The 20,485-nt window shown below is 72.1% G+C and carries 23 protein-coding genes; 13 read left to right on the forward strand and 10 right to left on the reverse strand.

Annotation, left to right across the window (positions count from 1 at the left end; all coding sequences use genetic code 11):
- The first annotated feature begins 23 nt into the window (after positions 1-23).
- The 6 genes from C503_RS0128075 to C503_RS0128100 all read left to right on the forward strand — a co-directional run bounded on the left by C503_RS0128075 (position 24) and on the right by C503_RS0128100 (position 6,061).
- Positions 24-1,127 (forward strand): 3-dehydroquinate synthase II, encoded by a 1,104-nt coding sequence (locus tag C503_RS0128075; protein WP_018685549.1) that lies wholly within the window; start codon positions 24-26, stop codon positions 1,125-1,127.
- Positions 1,124-1,888, forward strand: coding sequence for an amidohydrolase family protein (locus C503_RS0128080; protein WP_018685550.1), 765 nt, complete (start codon positions 1,124-1,126; stop codon positions 1,886-1,888). The genes C503_RS0128075 and C503_RS0128080 overlap by 4 nt, the downstream gene beginning before the upstream one ends.
- Positions 1,885-3,204 carry an AMP-binding protein gene (locus C503_RS0128085; RefSeq protein WP_018685551.1) on the forward strand — a complete coding sequence of 440 codons (1,320 nt, stop codon included), beginning with the start codon at positions 1,885-1,887 and terminating at the stop codon, positions 3,202-3,204. The genes C503_RS0128080 and C503_RS0128085 overlap by 4 nt, the downstream gene beginning before the upstream one ends.
- A 25-nt stretch (positions 3,205-3,229) precedes the next feature.
- Positions 3,230-4,417, forward strand: a complete 1,188-nt coding sequence (locus C503_RS0128090; RefSeq protein WP_018685552.1) for an FAD-dependent monooxygenase — start codon at positions 3,230-3,232, stop codon at positions 4,415-4,417.
- Between the two features lie 204 nt (positions 4,418-4,621).
- Complete coding sequence (locus tag C503_RS0128095; RefSeq protein WP_018685553.1) at positions 4,622-5,395, forward strand: 2,3-dihydro-2,3-dihydroxybenzoate dehydrogenase; 774 nt, start codon at positions 4,622-4,624, stop codon at positions 5,393-5,395.
- Positions 5,396-5,407: 12 nt separating this feature from the next.
- Entirely contained in the window at positions 5,408-6,061 is a 654-nt protein-coding gene (locus C503_RS0128100) for an isochorismatase family protein (RefSeq protein ID WP_018685554.1), read from the forward strand.
- Positions 6,062-6,153: 92 nt separating this feature from the next.
- On the opposite strand, the gene C503_RS48120 is transcribed toward C503_RS0128100, so the two are convergent.
- The 3 genes from C503_RS48120 to C503_RS48625 form a co-directional block, all read right to left on the reverse strand.
- Complete coding sequence (locus tag C503_RS48120; RefSeq protein ID WP_018685555.1) at positions 6,154-7,020, reverse strand: SAM-dependent methyltransferase; 867 nt, start codon at positions 7,018-7,020, stop codon at positions 6,154-6,156.
- Positions 7,021-7,091: 71 nt separating this feature from the next.
- Complete coding sequence (locus tag C503_RS48125) at positions 7,092-7,928, reverse strand: helix-turn-helix domain-containing protein (RefSeq protein ID WP_156893577.1); 837 nt, start codon at positions 7,926-7,928, stop codon at positions 7,092-7,094.
- Positions 7,929-7,967: 39 nt separating this feature from the next.
- Positions 7,968-8,171 (reverse strand): DUF397 domain-containing protein, encoded by a 204-nt coding sequence (locus tag C503_RS48625; protein ID WP_026316774.1) that lies wholly within the window; start codon positions 8,169-8,171, stop codon positions 7,968-7,970.
- 249 nt (positions 8,172-8,420) lie between these two features.
- On the opposite strand from C503_RS48625, the gene C503_RS48135 reads away from it, so the two are divergent.
- Positions 8,421-8,939 carry a helix-turn-helix domain-containing protein gene (locus C503_RS48135; protein ID WP_425393538.1) on the forward strand — a complete coding sequence of 173 codons (519 nt, stop codon included), beginning with the start codon at positions 8,421-8,423 and terminating at the stop codon, positions 8,937-8,939.
- Here C503_RS48135 and C503_RS0128125 read toward each other — a convergent pair.
- Positions 8,846-9,364, reverse strand: coding sequence for a hypothetical protein (locus tag C503_RS0128125; RefSeq protein WP_018685559.1), 519 nt, complete (start codon positions 9,362-9,364; stop codon positions 8,846-8,848). The genes C503_RS48135 and C503_RS0128125 overlap by 94 nt on opposite strands.
- A gap of 588 nt (positions 9,365-9,952) precedes the next feature.
- Between C503_RS0128125 and C503_RS0128130 the strand changes: the two genes are divergently transcribed.
- A complete protein-coding gene (locus C503_RS0128130) occupies positions 9,953-11,092 on the forward strand; it encodes a hypothetical protein (protein WP_156893578.1) in 1,140 nt (379 codons plus the stop codon).
- A gap of 11 nt (positions 11,093-11,103) precedes the next feature.
- On the opposite strand, the gene C503_RS0128135 is transcribed toward C503_RS0128130, so the two are convergent.
- Entirely contained in the window at positions 11,104-12,048 is a 945-nt protein-coding gene (locus C503_RS0128135; protein ID WP_018685561.1) for an SMP-30/gluconolactonase/LRE family protein, read from the reverse strand.
- 251 nt (positions 12,049-12,299) lie between these two features.
- Between C503_RS0128135 and C503_RS46315 the strand changes: the two genes are divergently transcribed.
- Entirely contained in the window at positions 12,300-12,458 is a 159-nt protein-coding gene (locus tag C503_RS46315) for a hypothetical protein (RefSeq protein WP_156893579.1), read from the forward strand.
- A 62-nt stretch (positions 12,459-12,520) separates the two neighbouring features.
- On the forward strand, positions 12,521-13,204 hold the full coding sequence (locus C503_RS0128145) for a hypothetical protein (RefSeq protein ID WP_018685563.1): 684 nt from the start codon (positions 12,521-12,523) through the stop codon (positions 13,202-13,204).
- Here C503_RS0128145 and der read toward each other — a convergent pair.
- Genes der through cmk form a run of 3 tightly spaced genes read right to left on the reverse strand, consistent with a single transcriptional unit; the run spans position 13,143 to position 15,965 of the window.
- Entirely contained in the window at positions 13,143-14,564 is a 1,422-nt protein-coding gene (gene der / locus C503_RS0128150; protein ID WP_018685564.1) for a ribosome biogenesis GTPase Der, read from the reverse strand. The two genes, C503_RS0128145 and der, sit on opposite strands and share 62 nt — an antisense overlap.
- Positions 14,557-15,243: a lysophospholipid acyltransferase family protein gene (locus C503_RS0128155; protein WP_018685565.1), complete on the reverse strand. Its 687-nt coding sequence runs from the start codon at positions 15,241-15,243 to the stop codon at positions 14,557-14,559. Before C503_RS0128155 ends, der begins: the two co-directional genes overlap by 8 nt.
- Positions 15,240-15,965 carry a (d)CMP kinase gene (gene cmk / locus C503_RS0128160; RefSeq protein ID WP_018685566.1) on the reverse strand — a complete coding sequence of 242 codons (726 nt, stop codon included), beginning with the start codon at positions 15,963-15,965 and terminating at the stop codon, positions 15,240-15,242. The genes C503_RS0128155 and cmk overlap by 4 nt, the downstream gene beginning before the upstream one ends.
- 270 nt (positions 15,966-16,235) lie before the next feature.
- Here cmk and C503_RS0128165 point away from each other — a divergent pair, with 270 nt between their 5' ends.
- Positions 16,236-17,411 (forward strand): AGE family epimerase/isomerase, encoded by a 1,176-nt coding sequence (locus tag C503_RS0128165; RefSeq protein WP_018685567.1) that lies wholly within the window; start codon positions 16,236-16,238, stop codon positions 17,409-17,411.
- Positions 17,412-17,731: 320 nt separating this feature from the next.
- Positions 17,732-18,445, forward strand: coding sequence for a S1 family peptidase (locus C503_RS0128170; RefSeq protein ID WP_018685568.1), 714 nt, complete (start codon positions 17,732-17,734; stop codon positions 18,443-18,445).
- Between the two features lie 203 nt (positions 18,446-18,648).
- On the opposite strand, the gene C503_RS0128175 is transcribed toward C503_RS0128170, so the two are convergent.
- Positions 18,649-19,326, reverse strand: a complete 678-nt coding sequence (locus C503_RS0128175) for a hypothetical protein (protein ID WP_018685569.1) — start codon at positions 19,324-19,326, stop codon at positions 18,649-18,651.
- Between the two features lie 53 nt (positions 19,327-19,379).
- Complete coding sequence (locus tag C503_RS0128180; protein ID WP_018685570.1) at positions 19,380-19,643, reverse strand: DUF6059 family protein; 264 nt, start codon at positions 19,641-19,643, stop codon at positions 19,380-19,382.
- A gap of 237 nt (positions 19,644-19,880) precedes the next feature.
- Between C503_RS0128180 and C503_RS0128185 the strand changes: the two genes are divergently transcribed.
- Entirely contained in the window at positions 19,881-20,351 is a 471-nt protein-coding gene (locus tag C503_RS0128185) for a L,D-transpeptidase (protein WP_051114953.1), read from the forward strand.
- Positions 20,352-20,485: the final 134 nt, after the last annotated feature.

The raw sequence follows: 20,485 nt of genomic DNA on the forward strand, positions 1-20,485 counted from the left end.
CAACCGAGACAAGGAGACTTGGCGTGAAACTGTGCTGGATCGACGTGCGCGCGATCACCACCGGCAAGCAGGCCGTCCTGGAGGAGGCACTGCACCAGCGCGTGGACGGGATCGTCGCGGCGGACCCGGCGGACCTGGTCGGGTTACCGCCCACGGTCAAGAAGGTCCTGTTCCCGAACACCGGCGCGGCGGTGCCCGCCGATCTGTCCGATGTGGACGTCGTGGTCACCCGGCCGGGCACCGCGGGCGTCGCCGAGGCGGCCGCGGCCAACCCGGGCGTGGAGTTCGGCCGGTTCGTGGAGATCACCGACCGGCCCACCCTGGACGAGGCCTGCGTGGCCGCCCGGGACGAGCGGTGGAGCCTGCTGCTGTTCCGCGACCCCACCAAGATCCCGCTGGAGATCGTGCTGGCCGCCGCCGACGGCGCCACCGGCAGCATCATCACCGCGGTGGCCGACGTGGCGGAGGCCGAGATCGTGTTCGGCGTGCTGGAGCACGGCTCGGACGGTGTGCTGATGGCGCCTGCCAAGGTCGGCGACGCCACCGCGCTCAAGGCCGCCGCGCTGGCCCGTCCGTCCACTCTGGACCTGGTCGAGCTGCGGGTCACCGGGACCACGCACGTCGGCATGGGCGAACGGGCCTGTGTGGACACCTGCTCGCACTTCCGCGAGGACGAGGGCATCCTGGTCGGCTCGCACTCCAAGGGCATGATCCTGTGCGTCAGCGAGACGCACCCGCTGCCCTACATGCCCACCCGCCCGTTCCGGGTCAACGCGGGCGCCATCCACTCCTACACCGTCTCCGGCGAGGGCCGCACCAACTACCTCAGCGAGCTCACCACCGGCGGCAAGGTGCTGGCGGTGGACGTCAAGGGGCAGACCCGGCTGGTCACCGTGGGCCGGGTGAAGATCGAGTCCCGGCCGCTGCTGTCCATCGACGCGGTCGCCGACGACGGGCGCACCGTCAACCTGATCCTGCAGGACGACTGGCACGTGCGGGTGCTCGGCCCGGGTGGCTCGGTGCTCAACAGCACCGAGCTCAAGCCCGGCGACGTGGTGCTCGGCTACCTGCCCACCGCCGACCGGCACGTCGGCTACCCGATCGACGAGTTCTGCCTGGAGAAGTGAGCACCGTGCGGCCGGTACTGGATTTCCACGCCCGGCTCGCGCCCCGGCCCGGCGCGGCCGACGACCTGCTGTCCACCATGGACGCCTGCGGGATCGGCCGTGCCGGGGTGGCGGCGGGCGGGGTGGTCGGGCTGGACGCGCTGTCGCGCCTGCTCGTCGTCGGCGGACACGTCACCGACGACGCCGACAACGACGCCGTGCTCGCCGCGTGCTCGGCCGCCGGAGGGCGGTTGGTGCCGTACTTCTTCGCCAACCCGCACCGGGGGATCGAGCACTACACGACGCGCGCGGCGGAGTTCCGGGCCGTGGAGATCTCGCCCGCCGTCCACGGCGTCCCGCTCAACGACTCGCGGGTGCACGCGCTCGTGGAGGTGGCGCGCGTGCACCGGCACCCCGTCTACACCGTCTGCCTGTCGCGGCCGGGCGCGGGCGTGGCCGACCTGGTCGCGCTGGCGCGGGCACACCGCGAGGTCACCTTCGTGCTCGGCCACCTCGGCGTGGGGCTGATCGACACCTACGCGGTCGACCTGGTCGCGGCGAGCCCCAACGTGCTGGTGGAGACGTCCGGCGCGTTCGGTTTCACGGTGCGGGTCGCGCTGGAACGGCTCGGCCCGGACCGGCTGCTGTTCGCCGCCGAGCACCCGTTGCAGCACCCGTCGGTCGAGCTGGCCAAGTACGCCGCGCTCGACCTCGCCGCCGACACCTGGGAACGGATCGCCTGGCACAACGCCACCCGATTGCTCGGAGAGGATTTGCCATGACCCTCGAACTGACCCGTGCGGCGCTGCCGCAGATCGGGCAGTGGGCCAGCACCGACGAATTATCCGACCTGCAGGACCGGCAGCTGCCCGAGCTGCTCCGATGGGCGGCCCGCTCGCCGTTCTACCGGGCCCGGCTCGGCGCCACGCACCCGAGCACCCGCGCGGAGTTCGAGTCGCTGGCCCCGACCACCAAGCAGGACCTGCGGGACAACTACCCGTTCGGCATGCTCGCGGTGGACCGGGCGGACCTGGCCACCTATCACGAGTCGAGCGGCACGGCGGGCTCGCCGACGCCCTCGTATTACACCGAGCGGGACTGGACCGACCTGGCCGAGCGGTACGCCCGCAAGTGGATCGGCATCACGCCAGCGGACGTGTTCCTGGTCCGCACCCCGTATGCGCTCATGATCACCGGTCACCTGGCCCAGGCCGCCGCCCGGCTGCGCGGCGCTACCGTGGTGCCCGGCGACAACCGCTCGCTGGCCATGCCGTACTCGCGGGTCGTGCGCGTGCTGCACGACCTGGGTGTCACGCTGACCTGGTCGATGCCCACCGAGACGTTGATCTGGGCCGCCGCCGCGCGCGCCGCCGGGCACGAGCCCGGCCGCGACTTCCCGGCCCTGCGCGCGTTGTTCGTCGGCGGCGAGCCGCTCAGCCCCGCCCGCCGCGCGCGGATCAGCGAGATCTGGGGCGTGCCGGTGATCGAGGAGTACGGCTCCACCGAGACCGGCAGCCTGGCGGGGGAGTGCCCGCACGGCCGCCTGCACCTGTGGGCCGACCGGGCGATCTTCGAGGTGTACCGGCCGGACACCGGCGACCTCGTGCGCGAGGGCATCGGCCGACTGGTCGTGACCCCGTTGTACCGGGAGGCCATGCCCTTGCTCCGCTACGACCTGGCGGACGACGTCGAGGTCAGCTACGCGGATTGCCCCTGCGGTTGGCACCTGCCCACGGTCCGGGTATTCGGACGTGCCGCCTTCGGTCACTCGGTGGGCTCCGCGAAGATCACTCAGAACAGGCTGGAGGAGCTGGTGTTCGGCCTGCCCGCGTCGTTCGGCGTGCTGTTCTGGCGTGCCCGCGCCGAACGCGACCGGCTGCGCGTGCAGATCGAGGTCGCCGCCGGGCACCGCGCCGCCGCGACCGCCGCGCTCACCGCCGCGATCCACGTCGAATACGGGGTCCGCGCCGCGGTCGAGGGTGTCGAACCGGGGACGTTGGTGCCCGAGCGGGTGCTGACCGCGGTGCACGACGTGGTCAAGCCGCGCAGCCTGTTCGGCGCCGACGAGGACTGGGGCAAGGCCCTGCTCTACCACTGACCAGCAGCGACACTCGGAGGACCAGATGAGGGAACCATTGCGCGTCGCCGTGGTGGGCGCGGGCATCGCGGGGCTCACGATCGCCGCCGCGCTGCGCGCCAACGGGTTGCGCTGCCACGTGTTCGAGCAGACCGGGCACCTGCGCGAGATCGGTGCGGGAATCCAGCTCTCGCCCAACGGCACCCGCCCGTTACTGCGCCTGGGCCTGGGCCGTCGCCTCGACCAGGTGGCGGTCCGCCCGGACGCGATCGAGGTGCGCGATTGGCAGGGGGACCGGTTGGTGGCGCGTACCGAGCTGGGTGCTCGGTGTGTCACGGAGTATGGCGCGCCGTACTACACGGTGCATCGCGCGGACTTGCACCAGGCATTGCTCGAACTATTGCCCGAGGGCATCCTGCACCTTGGCCGCCGCTGCGTGGGCGTCGTCGAACAGCGCGACGAGGTGGAGCTGAAGTTCGACGACGGCTCCACGGCCACCGCGGACCTGGTCGTCGGCGCGGACGGCATCCGCTCGGTGGTCCGTTCGCAGCTGGTCGACGACGAGCCCAGGTTCTCCGGGCAGAGCGTGTTCCGAGCGCTGGTGCCCGCCGACGCGGTCCCGGCCCTGGCGGGTCCACCGCGCGTCCGCATCTGGATGGGCCCCGGCAGACACTGCGTCTGCTACCCGGTCTCCGGCGGCACCCGCCTCAGCATCGCCGCCAGCGCCCCGGCCGACGACTGGCGCGTCGAGTCCTGGTCCGCCCGCGGCTCCGTGCCGGACCTCCTGGCCGCCTACCCCGACTGGCACCCCACCGTGCTGGCCCTGCTCGCCGCGCCGACCGAGGTGACCCGCTGGGCCCTGCACGACCGCCCCCCGGTCACCCGCTGGAGCAGCGAACGCACCACCCTCATCGGCGACGCCGCCCACCCCATGCTGCCCTTCGGCGCGCAGGGCGCGGCCCAGGGCATCGAGGACGCCATCTCCCTCGCCGCCCACCTGAGAGGCGTGCCCGCGCGCGGAGTCCCGGAGGCCATACGCAAGTACGAGGCGGTCCGTCGCCTGCGCACCGAACGCGTCTACGAGTTCATCCGCGACAACGAACGAGAACACCACGTCGCAGACCCCACCCATCTCCCCACCCGGGACACCCGCATGCGCGGCGAATGGTCCCTGCGCGCCCGCTCCTGGCTCTTCGGCCACGACGCCGCGGAGCTGACCACTGAGTCGCGTTGAGTCGCCGTAGTCCAGGGGTGCGGAAGAGGTGTGGATGGACTGTTGTGGGTGAGTCGGCCGGGTCGGTGGTCGACGAAGTTGCTTCCGCGTCGGAGTCGTTGCGCCGCCAGGCATGAAGGCGAACGAGTCCCAGAACCGCGGATGGCATGGCGGGGTTGCGACCCCGATGGGGGACGGCAGTAGGAAACCGAATGAGGAGGGGTAATGCAGGACCTCGGTTTAGGGGGAAAGGTCGCGCTGGTCACCGGGGCGGCGCAGGGGATCGGGGCGGCGGTCGCGCGCGCGTTGGCCGCCAACGGGGCCGCGGTCGCGGCCGTCGATTCCAATGTGGACGGCCTCAAGGCGTTGGCGCGCGACGAGGACGCCGTCCGGGCGTACCCGGCGGACGTGCGGGACAGCGCCGCCGTGGACGCCGTCGTCGAGCAGGCCGAGCGCGAGCTGGGGGCGCTGGACATCCTGGTCAACGTCGCCGGTGTGCTGCGGATGGGGCCGGTGGTCGAGTTCGCCGACACCGACTGGAAGACCGTGTTCGACGTCAACACCAGCGGCGTCTTCCACGTCTCGCGCGCCGTCGCCCGGCGCATGGTCGCGCGCGGGACCGGCGCGATCGTCACCGTCGCGTCCAACGCGTCCGGGGTGCCGCGCATGCACATGGCCGCGTACGCCGCGTCCAAGGCCGCCTCGACCATGTTCACCAAGTGTCTCGGCCTGGAGCTGGCCGAGCACGGGATCCGGTGCAACATCGTGTCCCCTGGCTCGACCGACACCGCCATGCAGCGTTCCATGTGGACGGATGAGAGCGGGCCGCGGCTGGTCGTCGCCGGTTCGCTTGAGGCTTACCGGTCGGGCATCCCGCTCGGTCGGATCGCCCAGCCCGGACACATCGCGGACGCCGTGCTGTTCCTGGTGTCGGACCGCGCGGGCCACATCACCCTGCACGACCTGTGCGTCGACGGCGGCGCCGCGCTCGGCGCCTGAGGAGTGTCCACAATGGCCATACAGCCGATAGACCCGTACCCGATGCCGGTCGAGGCCGACCTGCCCGCAGGCCGGGTGTCCTGGCGGCCCGACCCCCGGCGCGCCGTGCTGTTGGTGCACGACATGCAGCGCTACTTCGTCGCACCGTTCGACGCGGACCGGGAACCGCGCAGCACGTTGGTACGCAACCTGGTCCGGCTCCGCGCCGCCGCGATCGCCCTCGGCATCCCGGTGGTCTACACCGCGCAGCCGGGCGGCATGGACCCGGCCCAACGCGGCCTGCTGAACGACTTCTGGGGACCGGGCATGACCACCGCGCCCGCCGACCGTCGGATCATCGACGCGCTCACCCCGGGCCCGGCCGACGTGGTCCTGACCAAGTGGCGCTACAGCGCCTTCCACCGCAGCGACCTCGCCGACCGCCTCGCCACGTGGCACCGCGACCAACTCCTGATCACCGGTGTCTACGCGCACGTGGGCTGTCTGACCACCGCGGGCGACGCGTTCGCCCTTGACATCCGACCGTTCCTGCTCGCCGACGCCCTGGCCGACTTCTCCCGGGCCGACCACGACCAGGCCCTCACCCACGGCGCCCGCACCTGCGCCGCGGTCACCACCACCGCCCGCGCCCTGTCCGACCTCGGGGCGCACCGAGCGGCGGCCTAGCGCACCACCGGCGCCTCGGGCCCGGTAGCAGGAGTGCCGACCGGCGGCGGTCGTGGGTTCGCCCGCGGCCGCCGTCAGGTCCGTGGCGTGGGTCAGCCTGCCTTGTGGCCGATGCCCGCGAGGATCGTCGAGTGGGCGGGGGTGTCGAACTCGTCGTCCTTCTCGTCCGGCAGCACGTGTTCCGGGTGCCAGGACGGCGTCCACGTCAGACCCGGCTCCACCAAGGCGAAATCGCCGAACAGGGCCGTGATGTCCGCGTGGTTGCGCCAGATCACGTTGTTGCCGGACTGGTCGTAGAAGTCCTTCAACGTCCCCAGCTTGTCGCCCAGCTCCTCCGGCACCCCCTGGTCCGTCAGGTGCGACAGCGCCAGGTACGACCCGCCCGGCAACAGGTCCCGGTAGCGCGCCACCGAGATCGGCCCGATGTCCTCGCCGGTGCGCGGGTCCGGTTGGTGGACGTGCAGGACCGCGATGATCAGCAGGGCGATCGGCTTGTCCAGGTCGATCACGCCGGTGTCGGCGATCTCCGCCCACAGCTTGTCCGGGTCGCGCAGGTCCGCGGTCACCACCGTGTGCCGGGTCGGGTCGCCGGAGTTCTCCAGTAGTACCCGGGACTGCGCGACCGCCACCGGGTCGTTGTCCACGTACACCACGCGGGTGCCGACGGGGGCGGCCGACTCGGCTATCTGGTGGGTGTTGCCCATCGTGGGCACGCCGGAGCCGATGTCCACGAACTGGCGGACGCCCAGGCCCACCAGGTGGCGGACGGCGCGGCGGAGGAACTGGCGGTTGGCGCGGGCGATCGAGCGCAGCAACGGGATCCGGACCAGGACGCGGTCGGCGAACTCGCGGTCCACCGCCCAGTTCGCGTCGCCGCCGAGCAGGTAGTCGTAGACGCGGGCCACGCTGGGGCGTTCCAGGTCCACCGGGCGCGACTGGTACGGGTCTTCCTCGCTCACGGTCCGCTCCTCGCCGGTTTCAAGATCGACGGACAGGATAGCCGGCCGGGCCGGTCGCGGGTATCCGACCTTCAGGTGGCATCCCGGCGTGCCTCGCGGACTCGCCGTAGCCACTCGATGGTCTGGACCCCGTCCAGCGCGGTCGCCCAGATCTCGTCGAACCAGGTGCGGTACCGGGAGATCTGGTCGGGCTTGTTCAGGTAGGTGGCCTCGTCGGCGCCCTCGACGTAGACGAACGAGTCGTCGTCCGGGCCGTCCATGACGGTGAAGTCGGTGGCGGGCACCGAACCGGCCTGGTGGTAGAGCAGCACGCGCACCTCCGTGTGCGGGTTGTCCGCCAGGAACCGCAGCATGTGCTCCACCGCGTCCAGCGCGACGGTGCGGCCGAACCCGATCGTCCGCCACACCGCGGCCTCGCTGAGCACGTAGCGGTAGCTGCCGCCCGGGTTGTCGGCCACCGCGGCGCCGCGCTCGCGGCGGGCGGTGATCAGCGCCTCCAAGTTCTCCTCGTCGCTCCTGCCGTTGCGCGGCAGGAACATCTTGAGCACGTAGGGTTCGCCCTGCAGCGGCCCGGGGATGGACTCCCCGTGCCACGCGCACAATCGGCTCGCCCGGCGCTCGGCTTCCTTGTACTGGGTGAACCATTCCGCCACCTGGGGGCCGGACCGGACGGTCTCCCGCGCGATCCGGTGCAGCTCCCGCATCTCCGCGGCCGAGTCCGCAGGCACGGCCAGCACCCGGATGATCCCCTCAAGGTCGTCGTCCACGATCTTCGTGGTCTGCGCCTCGATCTTGTGGATCTTGGGCTGGCTGCACCCGAGGTGCTCGGCGAGGGTGGCCTGGTTCATCCCGTTGGCCTGCCGGGCGGCCCGGATCAGCTTGCCCAGCCGCTTGCGCTCGGTGCTCACCGGCACCGCCGGATGCCGGTGAGCACGCGAAACCCGCCGCTACGCGCGGAGAACGGACACGAAGCCCGCCCAGCGGTCCGGTGCGAACACCAGGGCGCGCGCGTCCGGTCGCTTGCTGTCGCGGACGCCGACGGCCGACCCGGCCACGCGCACTTCCACGCAGTTGCCCCCGTTGGGGCCACAACGGGACGAACGCCGCCAGGGTGTCGCGGGCGGGGTGAGGGGCGGAACACGGTTGCGCATGGGAACCCCCGAGCGGTCGTGGACATCGCTAGTGTGATTATTACCCTTCCGTCCAGCACCGCACTACGAATCGGATTCGGAGCACGCACCGCCGATGGATGAACATCCGCCTGGCGTGGTGACATCGCCGCCGTTCCCGCCCTTCCCTGTGCCGAACCCACGTGGTGGGGCATACATACCTCAGATCTCCGGCGTGGCGCCGGGGGTTGTCGGACTCCGCCGCGGCAGACCCGGGCCCGGTGAGGCCTGGTGAGCCCGGGTCCCACCCCTTTACGCGGAGAACGACGGGCCAGGTTGGCCCGGGAGCTCGCGGGCGCCTTCGGCGCGGGCGAGACGATCCCGGGACTGGCGGCGACGACCGGCCGGTCACCCGGCCTGGTGCGCCGATTACTGGAGGAGGCCAACGTGGTCGCCCCCGCCTGGCCCGCCTGTCTGGGAATTTCCCAGCAGCGGCTGGCGGAGGTGTTGGCCGAACGCTACCGGCGCGGCGCGTCGATGCAGGCGCTGTCCGAGGAGAGCGGCATCGACCGGCGGGTGGTGCGCAGGCTGCTGGAGCAGCAGGACGCCGCCCCGGCGCCGCGGCAGGCCTCGTCCGCGTTGCGGCCCACCGATCTCGTCGAGCTCTACGACGGCGGGCGGAGCCTGCGGCAGCTGGCCGAGCAGACCGGCCTCTCCTACGCCAAGGTGCGCGACACGCTGCTGGCGGCGGGGATCACCCTGCGCTCGCGGGGCAACCCGGCCGCCCGCCACGCCGGGCGTGACAGCTGAGCCTCGTCCGGCCGTCGGGGCAGCGGGACGACCGTGGGCCACGGCCGCTCCGGTGGCGGGACGGGCGTGGGCGGCGGTGCCGGGGTGGCGACCGCGGGCGCGAGCAGCGCGCAGGCCAGCGCGAGCCCGCCGACACTGGCGGTCAGGCGCGCCAGCCAGACCGGCGCGAGCACCGAGGCGAGCAGCCACGCGCCCGCGGCCAGGAGTGCCAACGCCAGCACAGTGAGCACCACGCGGGCGGCGGGTCGGCGTCCGCGCGGGCTCGCGCGGTGGCGCCCGGCCGTCATCGGGCCGCGGAAGAGCACCACGCACCACACCGCCGAGCCCGGTTCCCGTGCGGTCGGCGGCAGAACGACCGGATCAGGTGACCGCGTGACCGGTTGTCGCGGTGGCGGCACCTCGTTGTGCGGATCTACGATCTCCAACGGGATTATTCCTCCTAATAGATTATCCCACCGCGCCGTATCACCGCTGCTCGCGGGAACGGCGCCCCGGGGGTCGCGATGCCAGTCGCGGCCCCCGGCCAACATAATGCACGCGCGATCTTCCTCGTTGCGGGGATGGTATTCGTCTTGACGGCCAGCGGTTCGAGTGCTGCGCCGAACGGTACCCGGTGCAAAGCCCCGTTGACACGGTAGGTCTCGGGAGGGTCTCCGTAGGACATCCCGTGTGGACTTGTCTTCACCGTCCGAACGATTGGACCTGTGGCTTGTTCGGACAAACGGTGTCGCTGCTGGTCTGTTTGAGTGAATATTCCCGAGGTCAATGTCTCGCACGGTAGAGCCGGGACCCGATGAGTGTTTGCCGTAACTCGCTGGTTGCCGACACCGGACAATTGTCCGGTGTTTGTCACGCGCTCTTCTTGTCGGCCCGGTGATGTCCGCGGAGTGTCAACACAGTGGTTCCGGGCAGTTCACCGGATTCACCTCAATTCCGTATGGTCGCCGGCGAGTCGCCCGGGTATAGCGGGGTTCGGCCATGGCGCGTGGCCCCGGGGTGCCAAGCTGTGCCGCATGCGAACCACCGGGGGAGTGCGCGGGCTCGGGTTGTCGGCACTGATGCTGGCCGCCGCCCTGACCGCGTGCGGCCAGGATCAGGAATCGGCGGGCGCCTTCGCGCCGTACCCGGGCCATGTCGGCCCGGGCGGCGGGTGGGCGCCGGAGAACGTCGGCGTCAAGCGGCTGGTGCCGGTGGGCGACTGCGTCATCGGGCTCGGTACCCGCAACGACGGCTACCGCACGGTCGGCGCGAACTGGCTCGGCACCCCGGACTGCACCCGTCTCGACCTGTTCCCGGCCGCGGGCGCGACCGGCGGCGACGAGGCCCAGGCACGCGGCGGGTCCGGCAACGGCATCGGTGACGTGCCCGCGGTGGCGGGCCCCGGCGAGGCGGTCACCGGGGCCGCGGACACGTTCGTCCGCCTCGGGCCGGACGGACAGGTCACCCGGCTGGCCGAGTTGACCGGTGTGGAGAAGCCGAAGGCGGTCGCACTGGTCCGCGCGACGCGGAACCTGGTCGCGTTCGGCGGTTACCCCGGCAATCCGGTCGCCTGGCTGTCCGCGGACGAGGGCGCGACGGCGCGTCTCGTGCGGCTGCCCCGCAGTGGCGTCCAACCGGAAGGGAGCGGCGGCCCCTATCGGGCGGGTGCCGCGGGCGACCGGATCGTGGCCACCGGGTTCACCGCGTTGCCCGAGGGCGAGGTGTGGGCCTCCGACGACGGCGGCGAGACCTGGCGCTTCGACCGGACGCCCGCGCTGCCCAGGGACACCAACCTCTACGGCGCGCTCCCGACGCCGGACGGCTGGCTGCTCTACGGCGCGGCGCACGACGGCCGCGCCCCGAACGTGCCGGTGGTGGTCACCGGCACGCCCGGGAACTGGACGGTGGCGGACACCGGCCCGATGGGGGCGGGCGGCATCATCGCCGCGACCGTCGACCACGCCGGTCGGCCGGTCCTGCTCGGCCGGGTCTACCAGCCGTACGAGCCGGGGAAGAACACGGAGTACTGCTCGGTGGTGTGGTCGCGGACGCCGACGGGCTGGCAGCGCGAACAACTCGGCTGCGGCGACCAGCCTGCGAGCGTCGTCACGACCCTGCGCGACGGCCGGGTGCTCGTGGCGAGCGCCCGGGACCTGTGGATCAGACCCGCCTGATCAGAGGTGCGCTAGAACCGGGGTACGGCGACGGCGGTGTAGGGGGTGGTCGGGGTCGGCGGGGTGCTGAAGCGGGCGTTGACCGCGTAGAGGCTGTCGCCGAAGACGGCGACCGCGGTGGCGATGTCGAAATGCGCGTCGAACAGCCTGCGTTGCAGCGAGCCCTTGGTGCCGTCCTGGCTCAGCTCCACCTTGGCGATGGTGTTGCGGCCGTTCTCCATGATGTAGACGTCCCGGCCGACCCGCAGCTCCCCGTCGTTGCCCGGGATGGTGGTGCCGCCCAGGTCGACGACCTTGGCCGCGCCGGTCGCCGGGTCGACCCGGTACAGCTTGCCGGTCGAGGAGTTGCCCAGGACCAGCGCCTGCTCGTCCGGTGTGGTGAGGATGCCGTTGCCGTTGAACGAGTTCGGGACCTGCTCCCACTCCCCGCTCAACGCGATGGCCTGCGCGTCCTTGGGCAGCGAGCCGTCCCGGCCGATCGCCAGCTTGTAGAGGGTGGGCTTGTAGGAGTCGCTGAAGTAGACCCCGTCCCGCGCGACGACCACGTCGTTGACGAACGCGCCGGGCCCGGGGACCGGCCAGCGGCCGAGCACCTTCCCGTCGCGCAGGTCGATCGCGCGCAGCTCGGAGCCGCCCGCGACGTACAGCCGGTTCCGTGCCGGGTCCACCTTCATCCCGATCGACGGCCCGCCGACGGCCGGGCTCAGCTGGGCGCCCTTCCCGGTGCGCAGGTCGACCTGCTGGATCCGCCCGTCGGCGAGCGACCCGAAGTACGCGACCGGCGCGCGACCGATCGCGATCCCCTCCGGCCGGAACCCGTCGGGGAGCTTGAGCTCACCGGGAAACCCCATGGTCGACGCCGCGCCCGCGGTATCCGGCGCGGCGTTCGCGGAGAACGACGTCAGTCCCGTCACGGCCACGAGCGCGGTGACGAGAACGGCGATTCTGCGTGTCATTCGCCCGAGTGTGGTTCCCGCGGGCGATTATGGTCTAGACCATGCTGGGTGATGACATCCACACTTCGGATAACCGGGAATCCGCCCCGACCGGCGCTGTTCGTGAATTCCCAGTTCCTGGACCACCGCGCCGCCGCGGTGTCGAAATCCGGTGTCCACAGTCGACTGACGGTGACTTTCCCGAACCGGCCACGGATGTCGGATGGGGGTGGTACGGTCCGGCGCGCCGGTGGGAACGGGAGGGACCGCCGGTGTCCGTTCGCTTGTCGCACAGGGGGTATGCCGTGCTCTACCGTCGGATCTCGGTCGGACTCGTGCTCGTCGCGGTCGTGCTCACCGGCACGGCCTGCAAGCACGCGCCGCGGGTGAAGGCCCCGCACGTCGGCGGCACGACCACGACCCGTCGTTAGTCCTCAGTGGACTGACGGGGGCGCCCGCCTGCCCGGTCGCGGTGGTGCGGGATCATGGCGGCGTGGTGAGAATCGGACGGGTCCTGCTGGTCGCGCTGGTGCTGCCCGCGCTCACCCTGGCGCTGGCGTCGACGGTGACGCTGCTCGCCATCCAGGCCGATCTCGGCTGGTGGGACTGGCTGGTGTTCGTCCTGGGCATCCCGCTCGTCCTGGTGAGCGGCGCGTTCTCGGTGCGCGCGGTGTCCACCATGCTCGTGCGCGCCACCGAAAACGGTACGGCGGGTGAGCCCAGCGAGGGCGCGGCCTGGATCTGCGGGTTCGCCCTCGTCTACGCGGTCGTGTTCAGCGCCGTGATGGGCACCCCCGCCTGGCTGCTGCTGCACCGCGCCCAGACGACCGAGTGCGAGGTGCTCGACACCGCCCGCGGCCCGGACGAGCCCGACGACGACGGCGGCACCCAGCCGGTCTACCACCACCGGCTCGCCTGCGCGGGCGCCGGGCCCACCGACTACGCCGCCGCCGAGCCGCTCCCCGCCGTGGTCACCCTCGACTACGACCCGTCCGGCGAGGTCTCGCCGGACGACCTGGCGAGCGCCCGCTCCCTGGCCGCGATCGCGACCTGGGGCACGGGCGTGCCGATGGCGATCTACCTGCTGGTCGCCTTCGGCCGCGGCTTCTTCCGGCTCAGGACTTCCGCTGCTTCTTCTCCCGCACCCGGACCGAGATCCGCACCGGACTCCCGGTGAACCCGAACCGCTCGCGCAGCTTGCGCTCCACGAATCGCCGGTAGCCCGCCTCCAGGAAACCGCTGGTGAACAGCACGAATGTGGGCGGCCGAGTCTGTGCCTGGGTGGCGAACAGGATCTTGGGCTGCTTGCCCCCGCGCACCGGCGGCGGCGTCGCGGCGACCAGGTCCGACAGCCACGAGTTCAGCTGTCCGGTCGGCACCCGCTGGTCCCACGAGTCCAGCGCGGTCCGCAGCGCGGGCGCCAGCTTGCGCACCGCGCGCCCGGTCAGCGCCGAGACGTTGACCCGTTCCGCCCACGGCACCCGCACCAGGCCACGCTCCAGCTCGCGTTCGAGCTGGTGGCGGCGGTCCTCGTCGACCAGGTCCCACTTGTTGAAGGCCAGCACGCAGGCCCGGCCCGCGTCCACCACCATGGACAGCACCCGCAGGTCCTGCTCGGCGATCGGCTCGGCCGCGTCCAGCAGCACGATGGCCACCTCGGCCGACTCGATGGCCGCCTTGGTGCGCAGCGACGCGTAGTATTCGGTGCCGCTGGCGAAGTTGACCCGCTTGCGCAGGCCCGCGGTGTCCACGAACCGCCACACCTGCTCGTCCAGCTCCACCAGCGAGTCGACCGGGTCGACGGTGGTGCCCGCGACCGAGTCGACGACCGCGCGCTCCTCCCCGGTGAGCCGGTTGAGCAGGCTGGACTTGCCCACGTTCGGCTTGCCCACCAGCGCCACCCGGCGCGGGCCGCCGCGCGCGCCGAAGCTCTCCCGGGGCGTCTCCGGCAGCGCGGCCAGGATCGCGTCCAGCAGGTCGCCGGAGTTGCGCCCGTGCAGCGCGCTCACCGGGAACGGCTCGCCGAGGCCCAGCGACCACAGCGCGGCCGTGTCGGCCAGCAGCCGGTCGTCGTCGACCTTGTTGGCCACCAGGATCACCGGCTGCTTCGACCGGCGCAGCACCCTGGCCACCGCCTCGTCGGTTGCGGTGGCGCCGACCGTGGCGTCCACCACGACGATCACCGCGTCCGCGTGCGTCATCGCGTACTCGGCCTGCGCGGCGATCGCGGCGGGCAGGCCCTCCAGGCCCGGTTCCCAGCCGCCGGTGTCCAGCACGGTGAACCGGCGGCCGTTCCACAGCGCGTCGTAGGCGACCCGGTCCCTGGTCACCCCGGGGATGTCCTGCACCACCGCCTCGCGGCGCCCGAGAATACGGTTGACCAGCGTGGACTTGCCCACGTTCGGCCTGCCCACGATGGCCAGCACCGGCTGCGGCACCGCCGCGTCGTCGCCTGCGTCGGCGAACGACTCGTCGATCGCGGCCCACTCGGCCTCGTCGGACCAGGTCCCGTCGAGCGTCCCGTCCAGCTCAGTCATGACTTCCGCTCTCCCCGGCGGGCTCGCTCGCCCGCGCGTCCGGCGCGACGCCGCGCGCCGCGTCGAGTTCTCGTACCAGGTCCGCCAGCCGGACCCGGATCTGTTCGGTGGCCTCGGCCAGCCCGGCGCGGCCCTTGCCGACGACGAGCGGGTACGGCTCGCCGACCAGCACGTCGACCACCGGCCGGAACCGCCTGCGCCGGTCCGCGGGCCTGCGGGTGCCGCGGCTGGCCACCGGCAGCACCACCGCCCCCGACGACCGCACCAGCCAGGCCGCGCCCTGCTCGGCCGCGGCCACGTCGCCGCTGCCCCTGGTGCCCTCCGGGAACACGCCGACCAGGCCGCCGTCGCGCAGCACCGCCACCGCGGTGGTCAGCGGCGCCCGGTCGACCTCGCCGCGGCGCACCGGGACCTGCCCGATGGCCCGCAGCCCCCACCCGGCGATCCCGCCGAACAGCTCGGCCTTCACCAGGAACACCGAGCGGCGCGGCAGCAGACCGAAGATGATCTGCGGCTCCACCATGGAGCTGTGGTTGGCGACCAGCACCACCGGCCCGGTGCGCGGCACCCGCTCGCGGCCGCGCACGCGCAGCCGGAACGCCGGTCGGAACCCCACACGCCCGATGAACCTGCCCACGTCGTGCAGCCACGGCAGGGCGCCGGGGGGCAGCTGGGTCATCTCGCGGCCGCCGCGTGGTCGAGGCCGCGCTCCCGGACCAGGTCCAGCAGCCGGTCCAGCACGCCTGCCACGTCCAGGTCGGTGGTGTCCACCTCGACCGCGTCCACCGCGGGCCGCAGCGGCGAGGCGGCCCTGGTGGAGTCCAACCGGTCCCGCCGCTCCACGTCCGCGCGCGTCGCGTCCACAGAGGACTCCCGACCGGCGGCACCGTCCTGGGCCGTCCGGCGCGCGGAGCGGGCGTCGGCGGAGGCGGTCAGGTAGACCTTGAGCCCGGCGTCCGGCGCCACCACGGTGCCGATGTCGCGCCCCTCGACCACGATCCCGCCGCGCGCGACCCGGGCCGCGCCGATGATCCGCCGCTGGTGCGACACCAGCCGCTCGCGCACCTGCGCCACCGCCGAGACCGCGGACACCGCCTGCGTCACCGGCCCGCCCCGGATCTCCGCGGCCACGTCCTCCCCGGCCAGCCGCACGTCCGGGGCGTCCGGGTCGGTGCCGATCGTCAGCTCGGCCGCTTCCGCGCAGCGCAGCACCGCGGCCGCGTCCCCGGGGTCCACCCCGGCCCGCAGCACCGCCAACGTCATCGCCCGGTACATCGCCCCGGTGTCCAGATAGGCCGCGCCGAGCGCCGCCGCGAGCCGCCGCGCCACGGTGGACTTCCCGGTGCCCGAGGGCCCGTCCAGCGCGACGACACCCCGCAGCTCGCCCTGCTCCACCCGCATGCCCGCCTATCCGTCTCGCCTGGTGCCCAGCCGTTCGGTCCACCATTCTGCCTGCCGCCCCCGGTGCGACCCGGACGTGGGGTTTCGAAGCGCCCTCGCCGGGAAGGCGCCGGACGGGAATTCGCGGGGACCCGCGGGTTGACGTTACTGAGTGTCGCCAGTGGTGTGCGCGGAGTTGTCCACAGGGTGTGCGAGTGGGACGGGCGGATCAGGGCGGCGGCGGATCAGGCCAGAATGGGTGGGAGAGGCCCGACCGCTGGAGGTTGTGACGTGCCGTCCGAGGAGTGGCTGGTCGGGCATCGACGCGAGCTGGCCCGGTTCGCCGCGCGATCGCTCGATCCGGCAGGCGGGTTTCGCTGGTTGAGCGACGACGGGGACCGGACGGACGAGCCGCTCGCCACCTGGATCACCGCGCGGATGACGCACATCTTCGCGTTGGAGGCCGGGCTGGGGGACCCGCGGGCGCCCGCCCGGGTGGATCACGGGATAGCCGCGCTGACCGGGCCGTTGCGCGACCACGAGCACGGCGGCTGGTTCGTCTCCGTCGTCGACGATCGCAAGGCCGCCTACGACCACGCCTTCGTCGTCCTCGCCGCCGCCGGTGCCGCCGCCGCGGGCAGGCCGGGTGGGGCCGAGCTGCTGACCGACGCCCTCGCGGTGATCGAGGAGCGGTTCTGGGACGGGGCCATGCCGCTGGAGAGCTGGGACCGCGCCTGGACGGCGACCGAGGACTACCGGGGCGCCAACTCCACCATGCACTTCGTCGAGGCGTTCCTGGCCGCGGGCGATGTCACCGGTGACCGGGTCTGGCACGACCGGGCGCTTGGGCTCGCGCGACGGGTGGTGCACGAGATCGCGGCGGCCGAGGACTGGCGGGTGCCGGAGCACTTCACCCCGGACTGGCGGCCGGACCACGGGTATCACCGTGATATTCCGCGGGACCCGTTCCGGCCCTATGGCGGGACGGTCGGGCACTGGCTGGAATGGGCGCGATTGCTGCTGCACCTGGAGGCCGCGTTCGATAAACGGACACCGGGCTGGCTGCTTTCCGACGCGCGCGCGTTGTTCGACTCCGCGGTCCGCCGCGGTTGGGGCGTCGACGGGTTCCCGGGGTTCGTCTACACGCTGGACTGGTCGGACCGGCCGGTCGTCCGGGAACGGATGCACTGGGTGGTGGCCGAGGCGATCCTGGCCGCCGCCGCGCTCGCCCGGCGCACCGGCGAGGCCGGGTATGCCGACTGGTACGAGCGGTTCTGGGCCTACGCGCGCGAGCACCACATCGATGTCGAGCACGGCGGCTGGCGGCACGAGCTGGCCAAGGACGGGCGGCCGACGAGCACCGTATGGGCAGGTAAACCCGATAGTTACCATGCTTACCAGGCGGCGGCGTTCCCGTCGTTGCCACTCGCCCCGGCCGCCGCGCTGGCCGTGCGAGAGTCCCGTTGAGTCCACTGCGGACAATCCGGATCGGACGGTCCGAATTCTCGGACCGGCTTTGGTCGGGTATTCGACAAAACGGACCTTTCGGATTCGTCGAGTAAGGGCATAAGGCGCGGCAATAAGCGCCAATGATGTCGGTTAACTGGCAAAAATCGTCCCAGAACCTGGTATGTCCGGGCTTGCTTCCTGATCACGAATCAGTGCATATTCGATGAGCGAAATCGAGTGGCGCCGTTTGTCTCCACGGCCTGCTCATTTCGCAGCGGTAACTGCCATATGTCCACGTCACCCTGCATGGCGGCTGGTCCGCCGATTGGAAGACTCTTATGCGCAGATTTCTCGCGGCCCTGCTCGGGGTCGGCGCCGTGGTGCTGTCCGTGGTCGTCGGGGGTGCGTCCGCCGAGGCAGGCGAGGCCCAGCCCGCGATCATCGGTGGGCACGGTGCCACCGAGACGTACTCGTGGATGGTCTCGGTGAACAACGGCTGCGGTGGCAGCCTGGTCGCCCCGCAGTGGATCGTCACCGCGAACCACTGCGGGTCCGCCTCCTCCGGCCGGGTCGGCTCGACCAACAAGAGCTCCGGTGGTGAGGTGCTGCGGATCGACCGGCGGATCACCAAGCCGGGCACCGACCTGACCCTCATGCACACCACCACCGCCTCCCGGATGAAGCCCGTCGCGCTGGCCACCAGCCAGCCCGCCGCGGGCGGCTCCGTGCGGCTGCTCGGCTGGGGCTGCACGAGCTGGCCGTCCTGCAGCACGCCGCAGAACCTCCAGGAGATCGACCTGACCATCCTGGCCAGCAGCCGCTGCCGCGCGGGCGGCGGTACCTCGACCGACCTGTGCGTCTCCGGCGACCGGGCCCACTCGGCCTGCCACGGCGACTCGGGCGGCCCGGCCGTCGTCGGCAGCCGCGGCAACTGGACGCTGGTGGGCGAGACCCACGGCCCCGGCGACAACGGTGGCGAGTGCGCCACCACCACCCTCTACACCGGGATCGCGGCCAACGTGAGCTGGATCCGCCAGCAGACCGGCTCATAACCGGCTCATGACGGCCACGCACGCGCTACCGCCGCCCTCGCACGCGACGCGGTAGCAGGCCGCCGGGGGCGAATCCTCCCGGACCCGCCCCCGGTGCTCGCGGCAGGCGCTCGCAGGCAGGACGGTGCCTGCGCCCGCCTGCCACGGGTCCGCCACCGAGCCCGCCGCCCCGGCCACCCGGCCGGGGCGGCGGGCCCGAGTCGCTACGCGGTCACCGCAGCGTCCTCCGTGGACAGCCGGAGCACCCGCCCGTGGTCGCCCAGGATGGTCTCGCCCTTGGTCAGCCAGGACACGCCGAAGGCCAGCACCGCCACCGTCTCCAGCCACAGCACCGGCCGCATCGCGTGCAGCCACGGGTCGAGCACCCACCCCGACAGCGGCATCAGCACCAGGCACACCAGCATCACCACGCCGCACGTCAGGTACACGCGGTCGCGCGCGGCCTTGCGCGGCGAGGGCCGCGGGTCGTCGCCGCGACGGAACAGCACGATGCTGAAGAAGGCCAGGGACAGGAAGAAGATCCCGGCGAAGCTCAGGTGCACGATCCCGATCACGCTGTCGTCGCCGACCGGGTGCTGCGGCGACACCGGGAACAGCGCCAGCCCGATCGCCGCCACCGCCGCGATGTTCGCCACGACGTCGTCGACCCGGTCGTAACCGCGGTAGGACAACAGGAACACGCCGATCGCGCACATCACGCCGACCAGCAGGTCGCGCACCGAGCTGTGGTAGTAACCGCTGATCGAGTCGCGCAGGCCGTCGCCCGCGACGAGGTTGCCGACCACGAGCAGTACCGGCAGCCCGAGACCGAGCACGCCGATCGCGCGGCGCAGGAACAGATAGGAATGGACGAGGCCGTCCTGGGGAGTGGGGTGGGGCATGACCGCCTCCTAGGGAATCCCGATACCGGGAATTGCCCGGTGGCGGCACGACCCTAACCGGTACGCCGGTCCACTTGGCCGAAGAACGCCCGTTCGGCCCTGGTCAGCGGCACGCCGACGCGCTCGGGGTGCCCGTGGCACGGTGGTGTCCCTGTCTGCTGTGTCCTTCTCCGCTGTGTCCCCGGCGGTGACGGCGGGCGGAGGAAGTCCGGGTGCGGGTACAGCGCCGCGCCCAGGTCGATCACCAGCCGGGTCAGCAGCCCGCGCAGGCCGCCGGGCAGATCATCGGATGAATGCGCGTCCGCCTCACGTTTCATGCCGGGCAGTCTCCCGCCCGGCACTCGAATCCGCAGCGAATCCGACCGACTCCCGGATCGTGGGCGTTGTTCGCGTTTCCGTGAATTCCGCGTCCGCGCGGCTATCCGGGTCAGTCGGCCGGATTCCGGCACTCGCACATGTGGGTGGGATTGGGCGCACGAACACCCGGGTATGTCCGGGATACCCGAGGCAGCACCAAACACGAGCCCGGTTCGCGGGCGGATGGGAGGTCGACCATGGGATCGCTGCGCAGGACGGGATCGAGGGCCGTGTTCGGCCGGGCGGCCGGGGTGGCCGCCGCGATGGTCGGGTTGGGTGTGGCGGGCGTGCTCGCCGCCCCGGCGGCCGGTGCGGCGGGACCACCGTGCGGTCCGGAGGCGCGGGCCTGCGTCTCGTTGGGCGGCAACGCGGCGTGGCTGATGGACGGCGGGGCGGTGACCTACGGCCCGGTGCCCATCACCACCGGCCGCAAGGGGTACGCCACCCCGACCGGCACCTTCCACGTCACCTACCGGGACATCGACCACTACAGCCGGGCCTTCAACGGCCCGATGCCGTACTCGGTGTTCTTCACGACCTCCGGGGTGGCCTTCCACCAGGGCAGCCTGAAGGTCAAGTCGCACGGGTGCGTGCACCTGTCGAAGGAGGCGGCCAGGACGTTCTACGACGGTCTGGCCCCGGGTGACGTGGTGCAGGTGGTCGCGTAGCCGCGAACAGCGGGATCAAGCACAGCAGGGATCAAGCACAGCAGGGATCAAGCACAGCAGGGATCAAGCACAGCAGGGATCAAGCACGGCGAGGAACACGGGTGGGCGGCACTGTGCCGCTCACCCATTTCACG

The sequence above is a fragment of the Actinokineospora enzanensis DSM 44649 genome, from assembly GCF_000374445.1.
Classification (GTDB): Bacteria; Actinomycetota; Actinomycetes; order Mycobacteriales; family Pseudonocardiaceae; genus Actinokineospora; species Actinokineospora enzanensis.

Excerpts from the sequence above, each read along its gene's own strand:
- C503_RS0128085 (WP_018685551.1), top strand. The coding sequence starts at position 1,885 with ATGACCCTCGAACTGACCCGTGCGGCGCTGCCGCAGATCGGGCAGTGG.
- C503_RS0128090 (WP_018685552.1), top strand. The coding sequence starts at position 3,230 with ATGAGGGAACCATTGCGCGTCGCCGTGGTGGGCGCGGGCATCGCGGGG.
- C503_RS0128095 (WP_018685553.1), top strand. The coding sequence starts at position 4,622 with ATGCAGGACCTCGGTTTAGGGGGAAAGGTCGCGCTGGTCACCGGGGCG.
- C503_RS0128100 (WP_018685554.1), top strand. The coding sequence starts at position 5,408 with ATGGCCATACAGCCGATAGACCCGTACCCGATGCCGGTCGAGGCCGAC.
- C503_RS48625 (WP_026316774.1), bottom strand. The coding sequence starts at position 8,171 with ATGCGCAACCGTGTTCCGCCCCTCACCCCGCCCGCGACACCCTGGCGG.
- C503_RS0128130 (WP_156893578.1), top strand. The coding sequence starts at position 9,953 with ATGCGAACCACCGGGGGAGTGCGCGGGCTCGGGTTGTCGGCACTGATG.
- C503_RS0128135 (WP_018685561.1), bottom strand. The coding sequence starts at position 12,048 with ATGACACGCAGAATCGCCGTTCTCGTCACCGCGCTCGTGGCCGTGACG.
- der (WP_018685564.1), bottom strand. The coding sequence starts at position 14,564 with ATGACTGAGCTGGACGGGACGCTCGACGGGACCTGGTCCGACGAGGCC.
- C503_RS0128155 (WP_018685565.1), bottom strand. The coding sequence starts at position 15,243 with ATGACCCAGCTGCCCCCCGGCGCCCTGCCGTGGCTGCACGACGTGGGC.
- cmk (WP_018685566.1), bottom strand. The coding sequence starts at position 15,965 with ATGCGGGTGGAGCAGGGCGAGCTGCGGGGTGTCGTCGCGCTGGACGGG.
- C503_RS0128170 (WP_018685568.1), top strand. The coding sequence starts at position 17,732 with ATGCGCAGATTTCTCGCGGCCCTGCTCGGGGTCGGCGCCGTGGTGCTG.
- C503_RS0128175 (WP_018685569.1), bottom strand. The coding sequence starts at position 19,326 with ATGCCCCACCCCACTCCCCAGGACGGCCTCGTCCATTCCTATCTGTTC.
- C503_RS0128180 (WP_018685570.1), bottom strand. The coding sequence starts at position 19,643 with ATGAAACGTGAGGCGGACGCGCATTCATCCGATGATCTGCCCGGCGGC.
- C503_RS0128185 (WP_051114953.1), top strand. The coding sequence starts at position 19,881 with ATGGGATCGCTGCGCAGGACGGGATCGAGGGCCGTGTTCGGCCGGGCG.